Source organism: Nocardiopsis valliformis DSM 45023, assembly GCF_000340985.1.
GTDB lineage: Bacteria > Actinomycetota > Actinomycetes > Streptosporangiales > Streptosporangiaceae > Nocardiopsis > Nocardiopsis exhalans.
This window is the reverse complement of record NZ_ANAZ01000041.1, coordinates 56,025-71,797: the sequence shown is the minus strand read 5'-3', so window position 1 is coordinate 71,797 and position 15,773 is coordinate 56,025. Positions and strand designations below refer to the sequence as shown.

The window sequence follows — 15,773 nt, the reverse complement described above, 5'->3', positions numbered from 1 at the left end:
CGTGGGAACGGCGAGAGGGCGCACTGCAACGATATTTCGAGGAGCATTCGGGACGGTTCCACGCACGCCCCCGAACACCCGCCCCCGCGAGCACGGTGGGGATCAACCTGCCCGACCAGGAACCACAAAAGCAGTCCGCGTGACTCCACACAGCTTGACATCGAGCGTGGTAGCAAGATCACCGGGAAAAAGGGACCGGGATACTCCGGGGTGCTGACCGTCGGGCTGGAAAACCCAGAGCATGCCTCAGATAGCCTCGCGTGCCCTGACGTATCGCCCGAGACCACGGAGGCCAGGGCACGCGCGCCCTTCTCAGCGCGGGACGGGGGTTCCTCTGGTAAGCCCCTGAGCATGACGAAGGGCCGCCTGCCTGTGTGGCAGACGGCCCTCGGACTGCGGAGGGTATGGGATTTGAACCCATGAAGCCCCGTTGCACCGGGGGGACCCTAACGACCTGTCGACAAAGCGACGAATGGCTTTGTGACCTGGGTTGATGTTCTGGGGGCTTCCCAGTGCTTCCGGGGCCCTCCCGGAGCTATGTGCACTGAATGTGCATCGCGGTGAGGCTCAGCCCAGGGCCCTGACTCCGTGCGGCCTGCACCTGCTCGGTCACCTTCGCCACCGCTTCCTCAGCCCCAGTATCCGGCAACCACGGCTCCGGTCCGGGGTGCCCGATGGCGCCGAGGTCGGTCACCCCAGACAGACCGTGTCGCGCCATCGGGTGTCCCGGGATCTGAACACGTCATCAACCGTTGGTACTCAAAGCTCTGCGAAACGGGTATGGCGTGGGTCACCATGGATATCTCGGGCAACTCTGGTTCCGCTCGTCCTGTGGGTCTGTCCGAGAGACGGCATGTGGCGCGCGGTTTGCGGCCGTGCGCTCGGGACCGGGCGTCAGCCCGCAGCCCGAGCGGCGGTCGAGGGCTGCGACGGCGCTTGCGCCGTCGCCTTGATCTCATACAGCCCGAATCGGCAATGATTGGAAGGAAAACTAGTCATGCAATCTGAAGCTGAATTCACAGGAATTAATGTCTCAACTTTCCTGACTGATCTACAGGAGGCGACTAGAGCAAACCCCTCAGGACGGGAGCAGTTTTACGTTTCTCCTATGAATGGGGAGATAGCAGCAGCACGCTATCATCATTTTATCTTTGGTCAGCGTGGATCAGGGAAGTCGAGCTTGCTGCGCCATCTTCAGGAAAAACAAAGGTCTCAAGGGAGAGCATCTGTTTGGGTTGATCAGGAAATATTCTCCAGTCTCAGTTATCCAGATGTGCTGGTCAGTGTAGTAAGGGAAGTCGTTTCTGGGGTGAAAAGTGCCTTGGAGGCTCAGCAGGATCCCGAGGGAGGGGGATTGAAGAGTCGACTGAAGGGAATATTTTCAAAGAAATCAGATGAGCGCATCCTTGTGGAAAAACTTGAACGTGCAGAAAGTCAACTTTACTTGCTCAAGTTTTCTCCTAATGACAGCAAAGTTGAATGGGTGATTGAAAGAGAGAGTGGTCGAAGTGGATCAGCCAATGTCGGATTGAAGGCTGAAATAGTTAGTGGACAAGTGGCAGGAGGTAAGAATTCAAGGTCTTTGTACTCTCAGCGTCAAGTTGTCGAAGGCTCAAAAGACGAGTTCCTTGAACGAGCTTTGCCTGATTTTCGAGCTCTTATATCCGGAGCTTCGAATAAGGTGGGCGGCGGTTTCATCTTCGTGGACGACCTTTATCAAATAGCCCGTGAATCTCAACCTCTTGTTCTTGGGTATTTGCATCGTTTGGTCAAAGATACGGGACTGTGGTTAAAGGTTGGAAGTATTAGATATTCAACCGTCAACTACAAGCCGGGTGACCCTCCACGGGGTATGCAGATCGGCCATGATGCGCATGAGGTTGCTCTTGATCGAGGGCTGCGCCATTTTTCTTCGGCGCAGCAGTTCTTAGAGGAAATCCTTTCCAAAATCGCGGAAAAGTCAAGTGTCGACATCAAGAAATTGTTCACCGAAGATGCAAGAAAGAGGCTCGTTCTTGCTGCAGGTGGCGTAGCGCGTGACTACCTTAGGCTTGCTTCCGGGTCTATAGCAGAGGCGCGGAATCGCGGTGTTACCGAAAAGAGTGGCTCGCATCGAGTGATTGTCGAAGACGTCAATCAGGCAGCCGGGCAAATTTCTCCAAGTAAGTTTAATGACTTGAGAACCGATGAGCCCGCAGAAGCTTCTGAACTTCAGGAGCTTGTTCAGGAGCTAACTGATTTCTGTCGCAGAAACAAATCTGCCTATTTTCTAGTTGCTCGTGACGATGAGATAAGTGAAAAGGTAAACAAGCTTCAGCATCTACGATTTGCCCACCTCCTTGTGGAGAGTGAGACAGTTCCCGACAGGGGATCTCAGCGATTTAATGTGTGGCTGCTGGATGTGGCTGAACTGAGTGCGCAAAGGGCTACGCAGGGGATGGATTTTTTGAAATGGGAAAATCGGGAAAATCGGCGAAAGAGGGGGTTGATTTTCTCTCGATCGGTGGATGGGAATGTGTGATTATGTGTCCATTTATTTGGCCCGTAATTTAAATCTCGGATTTCGGCCAACTGTGCGCGCATTTTGAGTGGTGCTTTCTTTGGTTTTTTGCTGAATTAGGTGTCAATCTTTTCTCGTTTTTTAATGATCTTTGCTGTGGGTTATTCTTATGGAGAGTGCTTGCTGCTTGTGATTTTTTTCCCGTCGTGGGTGCGGACATGAGGGTTGTTTGGATCTAAGGCGTCTAGCAGTCGAACGGCGTAAACTTCGCCCATTTGCTTCTCGATTTCTTCGGGTTTGATCCACTCGACGGCGGTTGCTTCGCTCGTTGGGCGCTCTTCGCCACTGGACGGCTTGCAGCGGAAGACCAAGGCAACGATTCCGCGGGCCATGTTCTTGTAGACGCCCGTAAGCTGTTCCACCTCGACGTGGATGCCGGTCTCCTCCAGGACCTCGCGGACAACGCCCTCCTGCGGGGTCTCGTTCAACTCCAGGACTCCGCCGGGCGGCTCCCAGTTGCCGTTGTCCCTGCGCTTGATGACCAGCATCCGTCCGTCTTCGCGGATGACCGCTCCTGCGACGGACACGGAGTGCAGCGGCGTTGACGGCTTGTCTCCGGTGCTGTTACTCATGTACATGAGCATAGGAGGCATAGAAGGACTATGGCGAGCACTGTAGGGGCGCGGTCTGCGAAGCCCCGGTATCTCCAGATCGCGGACGACATCGAAGAGCAGATCAAGGGCGGGGCCCTGGCCCCTGCTGAGGAGATTCCGAGTGAGACCGCACTGATGGAGCGCTACGGCGTCTCGTCGGGTACGGTCCGCAAGGCGGTTGCTCAGCTCCGGGCTATCGGACTCGTGGAGACCCACCAGGGCAAGGGCTCCTTCGTGAAGTCGCGCCCTCCGGTGACCCGTAAGTCCTCGGACCGCTTCCGGCGTTCGCACCGCCGTGCGGGCAAAGCCGCCTACATCGCGGAGACCGAACAGGCCGGGGTCAAGCCCACCGTCCAGGTGATCTCCATCGGTCCCGTTCTCGCTCCTGCTGACATCGCTGAGCGCCTGGGCGTGGCCGAGGGAGACAAGGTGCTCGCTCGTCGACGGCTCTACTTCTCCGATGGCACACCCACCGAAGAAGCCACGTCCTACCTGCCGTGGGACGTGGCGCGGGACATCCCCGAACTCTTCGAGGAGAACCCCGGCGGTGGTGGCATCTACGCCCGTCTGGAGGAACACGGGCACGAGTTCGCGGAGTACACCGAGACTGTCCGGGCTCGGCTGGCCACCAAACAGGAGTCGAGTGCGCTCGCGCTGAGCCCCGGCGCTCCGGTGATCCACCTGACCCGAAACGCCGTGACGGAGGCCGGGCGCGTGGTGGAGGTCTGCGACACGATCATGGCTGCTGATCAGTTCGTGCTCGACTACAGGATTCCGGCCACCGACTGACGTAGGCGGCCGGTGAAGCTGATCAGGGACTTCGCCAAACAGGGTTGACTCATGTACATGAGTGAGGCACCCTTATGGCATTACTCATATACATGAGTGCATGGGTTGTTCTCATGCATATGGGTTGGATCTTGGATGAGCGGTGCCTCTCTGCTCAAGCGGTGCGGGTGCCTCCGGTTCACGGGAGCGTGCTTGGTGGATGCAGTCACAGCCTCGAAGAGGTGCAAGTCCTGTCGAGGGCGAGGGCACAAGACCGTCCGTTCACGGCGACTCGTGGTCGTGCGCTCCGCTGGAACTCAGCAGTCGGTGATGCGCATCGAGCCCTGCACCGCATGTCGGGGGACCGGAACGGACTCCTGAGAACCACTCAAGTCGCCCGTGGCTGATCCTTCGCCACGCTGCAAGGCGGCTTATCGACAAGTGACCCCCGCGACGCGGGCAAGGCGTCCGGGGGCGCGGCCAACCTGAGAAAGCAGGCTGACGTGAGCGACCTTATCGCCCTGATTCGGGCTCTGGTGACTCTGATACGACCCAAACCACGGGGAAGGCATCACCGGACCGGACCCCGGACGGTGCACCTGCCCCCGCCTGCGCGGGTAGAACTGTGGCCCGCACCGGAACCCATCGTGATGGACAGTGGCGACCCCCGTGCCTACAACCTCCTGCGCGGCCCCTACGCGCACTTCGAGCACAAGCGCACTGCGCATCGGATCGAACGGGACAGGCGGGGCCTGCGTCTGCTCGAACAGATTTCGGCTCCACCCCCGGCAGTCGATGACATGGCCGAGTTGCGCGACCTGGTGCGCACGGCCATCGCGGTCGGGGCGGTGCGCTCATGAGTGGCGAACACACCTCGCCTCCGGCGGATCGCGCCGCGTTCTACGCCTGGTCCCGCGCCCACGGCGTGCGGGTGCGGGTGGCCTGTGAGGACTGGCAGTCCATCACCTACGAAACCGTGGGCACCGGCCCTGACGGGAAGCCGGTGGTACAACGCCTGCGGTGCGAGCTGCCGCCCCAGGTCGCCCGGCGCCGGCTGCGGCTGTCCTACGTCGTTGGCCTGTCCCACGTGGTGGACGGTGCGGTGTGCAACCACGTCCGCACGGTCACCCCTCCTGTGCTGACCTCGGGTGAGGCCGCCGCCCGGCATGACGTGGGTCTGGTGGCCGCTGCCCTGGTCGAGTGCGAACGCCGTGCCCTGTGCGGTGCCACGGTGGAGAACCTGAGCGTCTACGTCGTGGAACGGGCCGCGAACTGGCGACCGTTCTAGATACCCCGCGTGCCCTGACGTCTCGCCCGAGACCACGGAGGCCAGGGCACGCGGGCTCTCCTCCTCCGGCGATGTGCGCACCTGCTCCGGTTGCGCTTCCCGCCCCCTCCCGGTCGGCGTGCGGGGTTCACATGTGCCCCCACCTGCTGACAGGGCCATGCAACGCGAGTAAGCTACTCGACCATACGAGTACTAGAGTCACCAGGTGGACATCATGTCGAGTCTGGAGTTCGCTCCGCCCAAGTACGTACAGATCGTGCGGGCGATCCAAGAGCGCATTGAAGACGGGACCTATCCCGTGGGGGAGATGCTTCCCTCCGAGTCCCGAATGGTCCGCGAGTTCGGGGCCGGGCGCTCCACGGTCGTACGGGCGCTGCAAATCCTGAGTATGCAGGGCTGGATCGAACGCGAACACGGGCGTGGCTCGTTCGTGCGCGGCGTCCCCCAACAGACCTCCGAGCGCTCCCATGCCGGAGCCAGTGCCTTCGACGCCTCCGAAGAGGCCAGGAACAATCGGATTCTCAACGCTGGCCGTGCCCCTGTCCCTGCTTCTCTGGCCGAGACCCTGGACGTGCCCGCTGAGTCCCCAGCGGTGACGCGCCGCCGCCTGGTCCTGGACGCCGATGGCGGGCCGAGTGAACTGGTCACTCTCTGGTTCCCCCTGGACGTGGCAGAGGGAACCGACCTCGGATCTGAGGCACCGATCAGCATCGGGGCGCGCGACCACGTGCAGATGGTCAAGCAGCTTCGCCCCGCCCGCGTCGTGGAACGCCTGTGCGCCCGAGTGGCCACCGGCCAAGAGTGCGAGATTCTGGAGCTGGACGAGGCGACGCCCGTGCTGGGCATCACCGCGCGGATACTGGACGCCTCCGATCGCATCATCTCCGTCGCTGAGATCGTCCTGCCCGGTGACCTGCACGAACTGGAAGACTCCTACCCGGCCGTGTAACCGCCTCAGCTTGCCCATCTTCTTATCCACTTGTCCGGACGAGTAAGGCGGGCTATTCTGACATTCACTTGACCGAACAAGTGGTTGAGTGGACATCAAGTGGAAGGCTGATCTGATGGCTATTCAGGGAGCGTTGCCGGTCGCGTTCGGCGCGGTCTTCCCACACGGTGCGTTCGCGCTCGGGGTGGAAGCGATCACCGACTTTGAGACCAAGCGGCCCCAGATGGACAAGGACACCGGGCTCCCGCTGTGGGCGGTGGACGTGATCGACGCCGACCCCGAAGCACGCGGCAAGGCCAAGAGCGTGAAGGTCAAGGTCGCCGCGAACGTGTGCCCGACCCTGCCGGACGAGGTTCCCGGGCTGCCGTTCCGCCCGATCGAGTTCGAGGCGATGGCGGTCATGCCCTACGTGGACGACTCGGGCCGTCGCCCCCGGGTGGCGTACTCGCTGCGGGCTCGGGGGGTGAAGGCTCCCGGTGGCGCCGCTGGTGGTCGACGTGCCCCGGCTAAGGAAGCGGCCTGACCGCCTCCTGACACATAAAGCGGGGCGGCCTGGTGCTCCAACACCTAGCCGCCCCTTGAACCCCCTGCTGGACTGCGAAATCTCAGAAGAGGTGCCCCCAGTATGTCCCAGATTCCCGAAGACCTGTCCGCTCTGACCGGCGCTGAGCTGGTCCGCGTGTTCCTGGACGCCTACGACCAGCCCCGCACCACCAAGGCGGAGCGGGCGGAGTTCTTCGACTTCAAGTCCCGCGTCTTCGCCGCTATCGCTGAGCGGGACGGCAACCCGGACGCTGCCCGGTTCGCTGCCTGCGCTCGTGCTGACTCCGACCTGCTCTGGGCCGAGATCGCCGCCTCCGAGGCTCTGAACGGCGGTGACCGGTCATGATGCGCCAACCCAAGGTGGGGGCCACTCAGTCCTCCCCGACCCTGCCCACTCCGGCCCAAGGGGTGCGGTGGACGACCCCGATCGTGGAGACCCCCGGCATCGTCGTTCTGGGCTCGTGGATCTACCGCCTGGTGCGGCTGCTGGTGTTGCTGCCGTTCCGCTTCCCGGTCATGGTCGCCTCGACCACGGCCGTGGTGGCCTGCTGGTGGTACCTGTCCTGGCTTGGACTGGTTGCGCTCGCTGGGGTGCTGGCTGTGGTCTCACTCATCTGGTGGCGGGCCTGGCCGCACTCCTACCGCTACTGCGTCACGTGGCGTCTGCTGGCCTGGTGGCGACACCTGGCTGTGTACCGCAGGCACTGGCAACCGGTCCTGGTCATCTCCGGGTTGGCCGAGTCCTACCAGGAACGCCGCTACCTGCCCCGCATCCGCTCCGTCCGTTGTAACGACCGGGCCGACTACGTCCGGGTCTCCCTGGTCGCCGGAACCTCACCGGCTGACTTTGAGAACCGGGTGGTGGAGCTGGCGCATGGGTTCGCCGCACCCTCCTGCCGCGTCACCGTGAACGGGCCAAGGGACATCACCTTGGAGTTCCCGAGACACGACACCCTCGCCGAAGCCCTCGACGCCCTTCCCGTCCCCGAGTCCCCCGACCTGTCAGCGCTTCCGGTCGGAAAGCGCGAAGACGGTACCCCGTGGAAGCTCCGGCTGCACGGAACCCATGTGCTCGTGGTCGGGGTGACCGGGGCTGGCAAGGGCTCCGTGCTCTGGTCGGCTATCCGGGCCATGCTCCCCGCTATCGCTGACGGTTCGGCGCAGGTGTGGGGGATTGACCCCAAACGCATGGAACTGGCCTACGGACGGAACCTGTTCGCCCGGTATGCGGACACCGGGGAATCCGCGGTGGAACTCCTCGAACACGCGGTGGCGCAGATGCAGGAACGAGCCGAACGCTATGCGGGCAAGCAGCGCTCACACACTCCGACCAAGGCTGATCCGTTCGTGGTCGTGGTCCTGGACGAGGTCGCCTTCCTGACCGCCTACCACCCCGACCGGGACGTGCGGAAACGCTCGGAGAACGCCATCGCCACCCTGACCTCACAAGGACGCTCGGTCGGGTTCTGCGTGCTGGCCGCGTTGCAGGACCCGCGAAAGGAGGTGATGAACCTGCGCAACCTCTTCCCGGACAAGATCGCCCTGCGATTGGACGAGGCATCGCAGGTGGACATGGTCCTCGGAGAAGGCGCGAGGGAACGCGGCGCTGAGGCGCACCTGATCGACTCCACCCTTCCCGGGGTGGCCTACGTCCGCCTGGAGACCTCACCCTCCCCGATACGGGTACGGGCCGCGTTCGTCTCCGATGACGACATCACCGCCATGACCGACATCTACGGCGCGGCTTCGTCCTCCGATTCGGAGGTGGCCTGATGGGTGTTGGCCCGTGCCTTCCTACGCCGATACCACTCGGCCCACGCCAATATCAGAGCCCACCACAGTGCGGCTCCGATCCAGTTTGCCGGGAAGTCGACAAGCTGTGTGAGCAGCACCGGGGGCAGCATGCACAAGAGTATGAGCCGAAAGCGGCGTCGTTCGTCCATAGACAAGGCTTCCGTGCCTTCCAGGTGGTGGGCTGATGCCGACTCCTACCGGTAAGTCGACACGGGCCGAACGGCTCGCGCAACCCCTGGCCCGTGAGGTGGCCGAACAGCTCGCTGCTGATGACCGCGCGTGTATCCGGGCCTCGTTCGTCTCCGATGACGACATCACCGCCATGGCAGAGGGCTACGGGGCGGGCTCTTCGCTGGAAGACGAGGTCGCTTGATGGCTACGGGAGCGAACTCGATGGAGCACGTACAGGGCAAACCAGCCCACCACGTTCGCCGCCCACACGAGCGTGAGCATCCACATCTGGAACGGCACCATGAAGTCGGGGTCCAGCCAGATCATCACGGCACCCGCCACGGTGAGAAGAACGCTGACGGCCAGATACCACGGTCGGGGCTGCTTATCGAAAGGCATGCGGTGAGGGCTTCCGCTCTGTGGTCGTGGGGCTGGTCCGGTGGCGCAGTGTCAGCGCGGTACATCTTCCTGCTTAGGGGCCGCTCGGTACCTCAGGTGGGTGCGAATCTCCTTGAAGAGATTGATCAGGTGGATCAGCGCGCTCAACCCCACGGCCCACATTCCTCGCGGGTGCTCGATCCACACGAAGACACCGATCGCGGCGGTCAGCACCAGGCCGACGATCGAAAACTTGATCAGCCACCGGTTCGCGGGCTCGGGAGGGGCCGCCGCACGCTCACGTTTCATGGCCTCGCGTTCGAGCTTTCTGGCCTCGGGGTCGTAAGGGGCGCGATGCCGACCGGCCACGTGGGGAATCCTTTCCGAGCCCTGCGGGCGTGGTGCTCCTGGGGCGTGGAGCGGTTCGGGGCGGTGGGTTGATGCCGACTCCTACTGGTAAGTCCACCCGGGCTGAGCGTCTCGCGCAACCCCTGGCCCGTGAGGTGGCCGAACAGGTCGCCGCTGACCACGGCGTGTGCATCCGACCCGTCTCCCTGCGGCGTACCGATATCGGGACTGGTCAGACACAGGTGATCGACGTTCCGTGCGGGTCCACGCTCGAATCCCGCTGTCCGGCCTGCGCAAAGAGGAAACGGTCTCTTCGGCGCTCTCAGTGCGAAGAGGGCTGGCACCTGGCCACCGAACCTGTCATGGAACCCGACCCACCGACACAGCAGCAACAGGGCTGGGTGGAACAGCGCGCCGTGGTCACCGCTGAACGGGATCGCCTTGCCGCTACTGGGGCTGCTGAGCCTGAACAGCTCGCCGCGCTGGATGCTGCCATCGCGGACTTGGACGAGGAGATCAGCGCCTCTGGTCTGCGGGGCTCGGTTACCCGCTCGGCTTCTTCGGAGTCAGGGCCGCGTCGGGTGCGCTCGACCAAACGCCGCCAGGACGTTCCGGATCTGCCCAAGCGGCCGATGACGAGGAAGACGGTCGGGCGGGCGTTCACTGACCCTGGCTCGGGGAAGGTGTTCCGGCCCTCGCTGTTCCTGACGCTCACCCTGGATTCGTATGGGCGGGTGTGCTCGGACGGCACCCCCGTCGACCTCTCGACCTATGACTACCGTCGGGCGGCTCGGGACACCCTGCACTTCTCCAAGCTCGTGGACCGGTTCGTGCAGAACCTGCGACGGGTGGCCGGATTCGACGTGCAGTACTTCGCTTCCGTCGAACCACAACGGCGTCTGGCTCCGCATCTGCATATGGCCACTCGGGGAACCCTGCCCCGGGCTGAGCTGCGCCAGATCGCTGCCGCCACTTACCACCAGGTGTGGTGGCCTGCCGCTGACACGGTGCGTTTCGAGGGCGAACACCTGCCGGTGTGGGATGCAGACGCCGGAACCTACCTCGACCCCACCACGGGGGAAGTCCTCCCGACTTGGGATGAGGCCCTGGACGAACTCGACGCTGACCCGGAGCCGGAACCGTTCCACGTGGTGCGGTTCGGCAAGCAGGTGGACGCCAAGGGGGTCGTGGCTGGGACCGAGGACGCCGCGCGGTGTGTGCGCTATCTGGCCAAGTACCTGACCAAGGACATCGCCGACTGCCACGCGGCCGAGACCGTACGGCAGGAACAGCACGTGGACCGGCTCATGGAAACCCTCCGATTCGAGCCGTGCTCGCCTCGGTGCTCGAACTGGCTCCGGTACGGCATCCAACCCCAAGACCCCAAAGCGGGTCAGCGTCCGGGTTTCTGCCGTTCCAAAGCCCACCGTCGCGAACACCTCGGATATGCGGGCCGTCGCGTGCTGGTCTCTCGGAAGTGGTCCGGAAAGACCCTGGCCGATCACAAGGCGGACCGGCTGGCCTGGGTCCTGGACGCACTCGGTGTCGACCCCGCCAACGAGGACCAGGGCGACAACGAACACCCGCGTTCCCCGGTGCTGAACTCGGTCAACTCCGGTGACTTCGCCTGGGAACTCGCACGCCCCACCGACCCCGACGTGGCTCCCCGAGAACAACGCCTCCTGCGGGCCGTGGGTGAAGCACTCAAACGCCGTTCCCAGCTCGACGCCGCACGGCAGAACGATCTTTCGGCAACCACCGAGACGAGGGCCGCATGAGAACCGCTGGCACCACTCCAACCGTGCCCTGGCCCCGTGCTGAGGAAGGACTCTGGTCGGTCAAGGACACTGCCGCCTACCTCCGTGTGCCCGCCAAGACGCTCTACGAGTGGCGCTACAAGGGCGCCGGGCCTCCCTCCCACCGCATCGGCCGGTACGTGCGCTACGTGCCCGCTGAGGTCCACGCCTGGGTCCGAACCCGGTAACCCCCAAGGAGACTGACCATGGCCCGTGCCTGGGTCTACGACCGCACCAAGGACAAGGCGTACACCGAAGCCGTACGCAAGGCCAAGACCGCCAAGCGCACCCCTCCCGCCCGGTGGATGGTCCGCTACTACGACCCCTCCGGGAAGATCAAAAGCGCTGGCACCTACAAGAAGAAGCCGGACGCCGAGACGCGGCAGACCGAGATCGAGAACAGCCTGCGCGAAGGCTCCTACCGCGACCCCAACGCCGCGAAGGTCACCCTCGGACAGATGGCCGAGAAGTGGCTGACCACCCGCACCGACATCAAGCGGTCCACCTGGTGGCAGTACCGTGCCGTGCTCGACAACCACGTGCTTCCGCGCTGGGGAGACCAACCGCTCTCGGCAATCCACGGCGAGGACATCGCCGTATGGGTGGCCCAGCTCCAGAAGCCGCGGGACGAAGGCGGGTCGAACCTCGGAGCCTCCCAGACCAGGCACTCGCACGTCGTGCTGTCGATGGTGCTCGGCTGGTGCGTGCCCCGGCGCATCCCCTACAACCCGGCCAAGGGCGTGCCGCTGCCCAAACCCTCCGAAGCCGAACACGTCTACCTCGACCATGTCCAGGTGGAGGCTCTGGCCACTGCGGCTGGCGGGCTGCGCACCAAGTACGGGCAGATCGCCGCGACCGCTCCGGTCAACCGTGCGCTGATCCTCCTGCTGGCCTACACGGGCCTGCGCTTCAACGAGGCCGCCGCGCTGAGGGTGGGACGTGTGGACCTGGAACGGCGCCGGGTGCGCGTGGTGGTGGCCTTCGCTGAGGTGGAGAGCGAACTCATCGAGCAGACCCCGAAGTCGGGCAAGCCCCGCACGGTGCCCGTGCCTCCCTCGCTGGTGCCCGAACTGCGTCCGCTCCTGGAAGGGCGTGACCCCGATGAACTGGTGTTCACGACTCGTCGGGGTGCTCCGCTGCGCATTCGCAACTGGCGCTACCGGGAGTTCGGCAACGCGGTGAAGGCGGCCGGCCTGGCGGGCATGGGGCTCACCCCGCACAAGCTCCGGCACACAGCCGCCTCGCTCGCCATCGCCTCCGGGGCCGACGTGAAGGTGGTGCAGTCGATGCTCGGCCACGCCACGGCCACGATGACCCTGGACCGGTACGGGCACCTGTTCCCGGACCGCCTGGACGAGGTCGCCGAAGCCATGGACGTCGCTCGCCTGGCCGCTCTGGCCGCGTGACCTCGCTCCTCGGCCTCCCCAACGGGAACGACCCCTGACGCACCGAAGGCCGGTGGCCTGCGGACCGTGTGCACTGAATGTGCACCGGCCCGGTACCACCGGCCTTCGCCGTGTTCCGTGGAAGTCTCCCACCTGGGGAAACTCCCTGATTCTGCGGAGGGTATGGGATTTGAACCCATGAAGCCCCGTCAAGGACTTGGTGCTTTTCAAGAGCACTGCACTCGGCCGCTATGCGAACCCTCCCGGGGAGAGAGTGACTCTCCGCCAGACATGGTAGCCCACGGCGGGCACGGGTTCGTGTGGATGTTCCGGGTTGACTCCCGGGGACGGGCCCGGGGTGGCGCAGGTGAGTTACTCGTGAGTAACCTGGGGGTATGACGAAAATGGACGCCGAGACGGCGGAGATGGTCAAGACCGGTTTCCTGGACGCGGTTCCCTTCGTGCGGCACCTGGGGATCGAGTTCAGCGACCTGGACCACGGGACCGCCAGCATGCGGCTCACCGACAACGCCGACCACCACAACCACGTGGGCGGTCCGCACGCCGGTGCCATGTTCACCCTGGCCGAGTCCGCCTCCGGTGCCATCATCATCAGCACCTTCGTCGACCAGCTGGACCGCGCCGTGCCGTTCCCGACCACCGCCGAGATCAGCTTCCTCAAGGTGGCCATGGGCGACATCACCGCCAAGGCGACGCTGGGCCGTTCGCGGGACGAGATCGTCGCCGAACTGGACGAGGGCAAGCGCCCCGTGTTCCCGATCGAGGTCGAACTGAGCACCGGGGACGGCACCGTCACCGGGAAGATGACCATCATCTGGACACTCAAGCCCAACCGGAAGTAACCCCCGGTTCCGGCCCTGGTCAGACACCTCTTCCGCCCGTCTGACCAGGGCCTTCGTGTGTCCGAGGCCTGATCCGGTCAGGCCCTGCCGATTGTCGGTACCGCTGGGTACGTTGACCCCAAGGGAAACAGGTCGAGCGGAAGGCAGCCCAGTGCGACTTCGAGTGGATCGAGACGCGTTCGCGGAGGCGGTCGCATGGACCGCTCGCGCCCTGCCGGCCAGGCACGCCGTCCCTGTTCTCGCGGGGATGCGGATGGAGGTCTCCGCGGACGGGTACTCCCTGCACCTGTCCGGTTTCGACTACGAGGTCTCCACCCGGGCCTCGGTGGAGGTGCTGTCGGAGGAGCCCGGGGCCCTGCTGGTGCCCGGGCGTCTGCTGGCCGAGATCGTCAATAATCTCCCCTCGGGCACGGTGTACATCGACACCGACGGCCCCAAGGTGCTGATCAGCGCCGGCGCGGCCAAGTTCACCCTGATCACCATGCCGCTGGAGGACTACCCGAGCCTGCCCGGGATGCCGGGGAAGATCGGCTCCGTCCCCGCAGACGCCTTCACTGCGGCGGTGCGCCAGGTGACCCCGGCGGCCAGCCGGGACGACACCCTGCCGATGCTCACCGGCGCCTACCTCGACTTCTCCGGCGACACCCTCAAGGTCGTGGCCACCGACCGCTACCGCATCGCCGTCCGCGAGCTCTGGTGGAGCCCGGAGGACCCCGGGATCGACGTCGCCGCGCTGGTGCCCGCGCGCACCCTGGCCAACACGGTCCGCGGGCTGATCAACCAGAGCAACGTGGACATCGCCCTGTCCACCGTCCCGCTGGGCGAAGGGGTCAGCCTCTCGCCGGGCGAGGGCATGATCGGCTTCGAGAACGGCGAGCGCCGGACCACCACCCGGCTGATCGACAGCGACTTCATCAAGTACGCCACCTGGTTTCCCACCGAGTTCTCCGGGCGGGCCGAGGTCGCGGTCTCGCCGTTGGTGGAGGCGATCAAGCGGGTCGCTTTGGTGGCGGACCGAAACACGCCGCTCCGGCTCGCCTTCACGGAGGGTGAGGTGGTGCTGGAGGCCGGTTCCGGGGATGACGCCCAGGCCGTGGAGGCCATCGAGGTGGGCTACCAGGGGGACCCGATCCGGGTGGCCTTCCGCCCCGACTACCTGGTGGACGGGCTGAGCGCGGTGGAGTCCGACACCGCCTACCTGAACTTCACCGAGCCGATCAAACCCGCCGTGTTCACCGACGTTCCGTCGAAGGAGGGCGAGGAGCCCACTTTCCGCTACCTCGTCCAACCACTGCGGGTTACTTGACCAGCGGTTTTACTGCTCTTGGGAAAGTTCTCCACAGGACTGTCCACAGGTTATCCACAGGCTTCTTCCTCGGCCTGTGGATAACCCCGGGTGATCGACCCTCTCAGAGGCCCGAACACCCTCTCGAATCGACTCGTATTTCCGCTTTGACATGGGAAAACGGTGTGCCTGTGGAAACTGTGCACAGCCTGTGGATAACTCGCGGTGAAGAGCTATTCGCCCTCGGCCAGAGTGGAGGCCCGTCCGCTGGTCACCGGGGTCTCCAGACCCAGCTCAGCCTGGCGTCCGCGGCGGTATCCGGCGCGGTACCCGGCGGCGCTGTGGGTGCGCTCGGGGCGGTGTTTACGCAACTGTGGGAATTGCTTGTGGAACTCTTCGTTCACCCGGTTCACGTCGTCCCGGAGAACCAACTCCGCACCACGTACCGAACCGTTCTGATCGCTACCCTCAGTGACCCCTGACTCTCCGTCATGGGTGGCCATTTCCTGGAGCCGTGCCCGGAACTCACGAATGCGTTCGGCCACCGCCTGCCCGTAGGCGCGCACGAACGACCGGTAGTAGCGCTTGCGCTCGGTCTCCAGTTCGGACCGCGTGTAGTTGCGCAGTTCCCGGATATCGGTGACGTGCGCCGAACTCATGAACTTGGCCGAGGCCTCCATCTGCATGGAGATCGACGGCATGAGCATCCGCAGCGCCTCCAGGGCGCTGACAGTCCCCACCAGGATGATGGTGCGTTCGGTGTTCTCGGAGTTGTTTCCGCGCACCGCCGACTGGCAGCCGTAGGCGGCGGCGATGTCGGCCAGGGCCTTGACCCGGGCCTTGCCGTGGCCGCCCACACCCGCGACGGTGTAGTCCATGCGGCTGATCGCGTCCGGTTCCTCGCCCCTTTCGGCGCGGGCCTCGGCCTCGGCGATCGCGTGGCGGGTCATCAGCTCGGCGGCCTTGGCGGTGAACGCCTGGCTCTCGGCATCAGTGACCGAGGGGTCCTCCGCCATGCGAAGGAGCCCTCGGACCCGCTCGACCATCTTCTG

The 15,773-nt window shown here is 64.3% G+C and carries 17 protein-coding genes and 1 tRNA gene; 14 read left to right on the top strand and 4 right to left on the bottom strand.

What is annotated here, in order from left to right; genetic code table 11:
• The first annotated feature begins 997 nt into the window (after positions 1-997).
• Positions 998-2,521, top strand: a complete 1,524-nt coding sequence (locus D457_RS35985) for a hypothetical protein (protein WP_152514386.1) — start codon at positions 998-1,000, stop codon at positions 2,519-2,521.
• Between the two features lie 146 nt (positions 2,522-2,667).
• On the opposite strand, the gene D457_RS0127575 is transcribed toward D457_RS35985, so the two are convergent.
• Positions 2,668-3,138: an NUDIX hydrolase gene (locus tag D457_RS0127575; protein WP_204367480.1), complete on the bottom strand. Its 471-nt coding sequence runs from the start codon at positions 3,136-3,138 to the stop codon at positions 2,668-2,670.
• A 24-nt stretch (positions 3,139-3,162) separates the two neighbouring features.
• Between D457_RS0127575 and D457_RS0127570 the strand changes: the two genes are divergently transcribed.
• The 8 genes from D457_RS0127570 (at position 3,163) to D457_RS35980 (ending at position 8,868) form a co-directional block, all read left to right on the top strand.
• A complete protein-coding gene (locus tag D457_RS0127570) occupies positions 3,163-3,942 on the top strand; it encodes a GntR family transcriptional regulator (protein WP_017583910.1) in 780 nt (259 codons plus the stop codon).
• Positions 3,943-4,571: 629 nt separating this feature from the next.
• On the top strand, positions 4,572-4,781 hold the full coding sequence (locus tag D457_RS0127565) for a hypothetical protein (RefSeq protein ID WP_017583909.1): 210 nt from the start codon (positions 4,572-4,574) through the stop codon (positions 4,779-4,781).
• Entirely contained in the window at positions 4,778-5,209 is a 432-nt protein-coding gene (locus D457_RS0127560) for a hypothetical protein (RefSeq protein ID WP_017583908.1), read from the top strand. Before D457_RS0127565 ends, D457_RS0127560 begins: the two co-directional genes overlap by 4 nt.
• 205 nt (positions 5,210-5,414) lie before the next feature.
• Positions 5,415-6,158, top strand: a complete 744-nt coding sequence (locus D457_RS0127555) for a GntR family transcriptional regulator (RefSeq protein WP_017583907.1) — start codon at positions 5,415-5,417, stop codon at positions 6,156-6,158.
• Between the two features lie 115 nt (positions 6,159-6,273).
• Positions 6,274-6,681, top strand: a complete 408-nt coding sequence (locus tag D457_RS0127550; protein WP_026117090.1) for a hypothetical protein — start codon at positions 6,274-6,276, stop codon at positions 6,679-6,681.
• A 102-nt stretch (positions 6,682-6,783) separates the two neighbouring features.
• Positions 6,784-7,047, top strand: a complete 264-nt coding sequence (locus D457_RS0127545; protein WP_017583905.1) for a hypothetical protein — start codon at positions 6,784-6,786, stop codon at positions 7,045-7,047.
• Complete coding sequence (locus D457_RS0127540) at positions 7,044-8,474, top strand: FtsK/SpoIIIE domain-containing protein (RefSeq protein ID WP_039831966.1); 1,431 nt, start codon at positions 7,044-7,046, stop codon at positions 8,472-8,474. The genes D457_RS0127545 and D457_RS0127540 overlap by 4 nt, the downstream gene beginning before the upstream one ends.
• A 205-nt stretch (positions 8,475-8,679) precedes the next feature.
• Positions 8,680-8,868, top strand: a complete 189-nt coding sequence (locus D457_RS35980; RefSeq protein ID WP_152514385.1) for a hypothetical protein — start codon at positions 8,680-8,682, stop codon at positions 8,866-8,868.
• A 248-nt stretch (positions 8,869-9,116) separates the two neighbouring features.
• Here D457_RS35980 and D457_RS0127530 read toward each other — a convergent pair whose 3' ends face one another.
• Positions 9,117-9,413, bottom strand: a complete 297-nt coding sequence (locus D457_RS0127530) for a hypothetical protein (protein ID WP_017583902.1) — start codon at positions 9,411-9,413, stop codon at positions 9,117-9,119.
• 71 nt (positions 9,414-9,484) lie between these two features.
• Between D457_RS0127530 and D457_RS0127525 the strand changes: the two genes are divergently transcribed.
• From D457_RS0127525 to D457_RS33585, 3 genes are read left to right on the top strand one after another with little or no spacing between them, the layout of a single operon-like run.
• Entirely contained in the window at positions 9,485-11,170 is a 1,686-nt protein-coding gene (locus D457_RS0127525) for a replication initiator (RefSeq protein ID WP_039831965.1), read from the top strand.
• Positions 11,167-11,376 (top strand): helix-turn-helix transcriptional regulator, encoded by a 210-nt coding sequence (locus tag D457_RS0127520; RefSeq protein ID WP_039831964.1) that lies wholly within the window; start codon positions 11,167-11,169, stop codon positions 11,374-11,376. The genes D457_RS0127525 and D457_RS0127520 overlap by 4 nt, the downstream gene beginning before the upstream one ends.
• Before the next feature lie 18 nt (positions 11,377-11,394).
• A complete protein-coding gene (locus D457_RS33585) occupies positions 11,395-12,594 on the top strand; it encodes a tyrosine-type recombinase/integrase (protein WP_017583899.1) in 1,200 nt (399 codons plus the stop codon).
• Positions 12,595-12,748: 154 nt separating this feature from the next.
• Here D457_RS33585 and D457_RS0127510 read toward each other — a convergent pair.
• A tRNA-Ser gene (locus tag D457_RS0127510) sits at positions 12,749-12,837 on the bottom strand.
• A gap of 140 nt (positions 12,838-12,977) precedes the next feature.
• On the opposite strand from D457_RS0127510, the gene D457_RS0127505 reads away from it, so the two are divergent.
• The gene (locus D457_RS0127505; RefSeq protein ID WP_017583898.1) at positions 12,978-13,436 is read left to right on the top strand and encodes a DUF4442 domain-containing protein; all 459 of its coding nucleotides are present in this window, start codon (positions 12,978-12,980) and stop codon (positions 13,434-13,436) included.
• Positions 13,437-13,599: 163 nt separating this feature from the next.
• Positions 13,600-14,742, top strand: a complete 1,143-nt coding sequence (dnaN, locus tag D457_RS0127500) for a DNA polymerase III subunit beta (protein WP_017583897.1) — start codon at positions 13,600-13,602, stop codon at positions 14,740-14,742.
• 212 nt (positions 14,743-14,954) lie between these two features.
• Here dnaN and D457_RS0127495 read toward each other — a convergent pair whose 3' ends face one another.
• Positions 14,955-15,767, bottom strand: coding sequence for a DUF2786 domain-containing protein (locus D457_RS0127495; RefSeq protein ID WP_026117088.1), 813 nt, complete (start codon positions 15,765-15,767; stop codon positions 14,955-14,957).
• Between the last annotated feature and the right edge of the window lie 6 nt (positions 15,768-15,773).

Bases quoted from the DNA above. Each gene is read 5' to 3' on its own strand.
- D457_RS35985 (WP_152514386.1), top strand. From the start codon at position 998: ATGCAATCTGAAGCTGAATTCACAGGAATTAATGTCTCAACTTTCCTG.
- D457_RS0127575 (WP_204367480.1), bottom strand. From the start codon at position 3,138: ATGTACATGAGTAACAGCACCGGAGACAAGCCGTCAACGCCGCTGCAC.
- D457_RS0127570 (WP_017583910.1), top strand. From the start codon at position 3,163: ATGGCGAGCACTGTAGGGGCGCGGTCTGCGAAGCCCCGGTATCTCCAG.
- D457_RS0127565 (WP_017583909.1), top strand. From the start codon at position 4,572: ATGGACAGTGGCGACCCCCGTGCCTACAACCTCCTGCGCGGCCCCTAC.
- D457_RS0127560 (WP_017583908.1), top strand. From the start codon at position 4,778: ATGAGTGGCGAACACACCTCGCCTCCGGCGGATCGCGCCGCGTTCTAC.
- D457_RS0127550 (WP_026117090.1), top strand. From the start codon at position 6,274: ATGGCTATTCAGGGAGCGTTGCCGGTCGCGTTCGGCGCGGTCTTCCCA.
- D457_RS0127545 (WP_017583905.1), top strand. From the start codon at position 6,784: ATGTCCCAGATTCCCGAAGACCTGTCCGCTCTGACCGGCGCTGAGCTG.
- D457_RS0127540 (WP_039831966.1), top strand. From the start codon at position 7,044: ATGATGCGCCAACCCAAGGTGGGGGCCACTCAGTCCTCCCCGACCCTG.
- D457_RS35980 (WP_152514385.1), top strand. From the start codon at position 8,680: ATGCCGACTCCTACCGGTAAGTCGACACGGGCCGAACGGCTCGCGCAA.
- D457_RS0127525 (WP_039831965.1), top strand. From the start codon at position 9,485: ATGCCGACTCCTACTGGTAAGTCCACCCGGGCTGAGCGTCTCGCGCAA.
- D457_RS0127520 (WP_039831964.1), top strand. From the start codon at position 11,167: ATGAGAACCGCTGGCACCACTCCAACCGTGCCCTGGCCCCGTGCTGAG.
- D457_RS33585 (WP_017583899.1), top strand. From the start codon at position 11,395: ATGGCCCGTGCCTGGGTCTACGACCGCACCAAGGACAAGGCGTACACC.
- D457_RS0127505 (WP_017583898.1), top strand. From the start codon at position 12,978: ATGGACGCCGAGACGGCGGAGATGGTCAAGACCGGTTTCCTGGACGCG.
- D457_RS0127495 (WP_026117088.1), bottom strand. From the start codon at position 15,767: ATGGTCGAGCGGGTCCGAGGGCTCCTTCGCATGGCGGAGGACCCCTCG.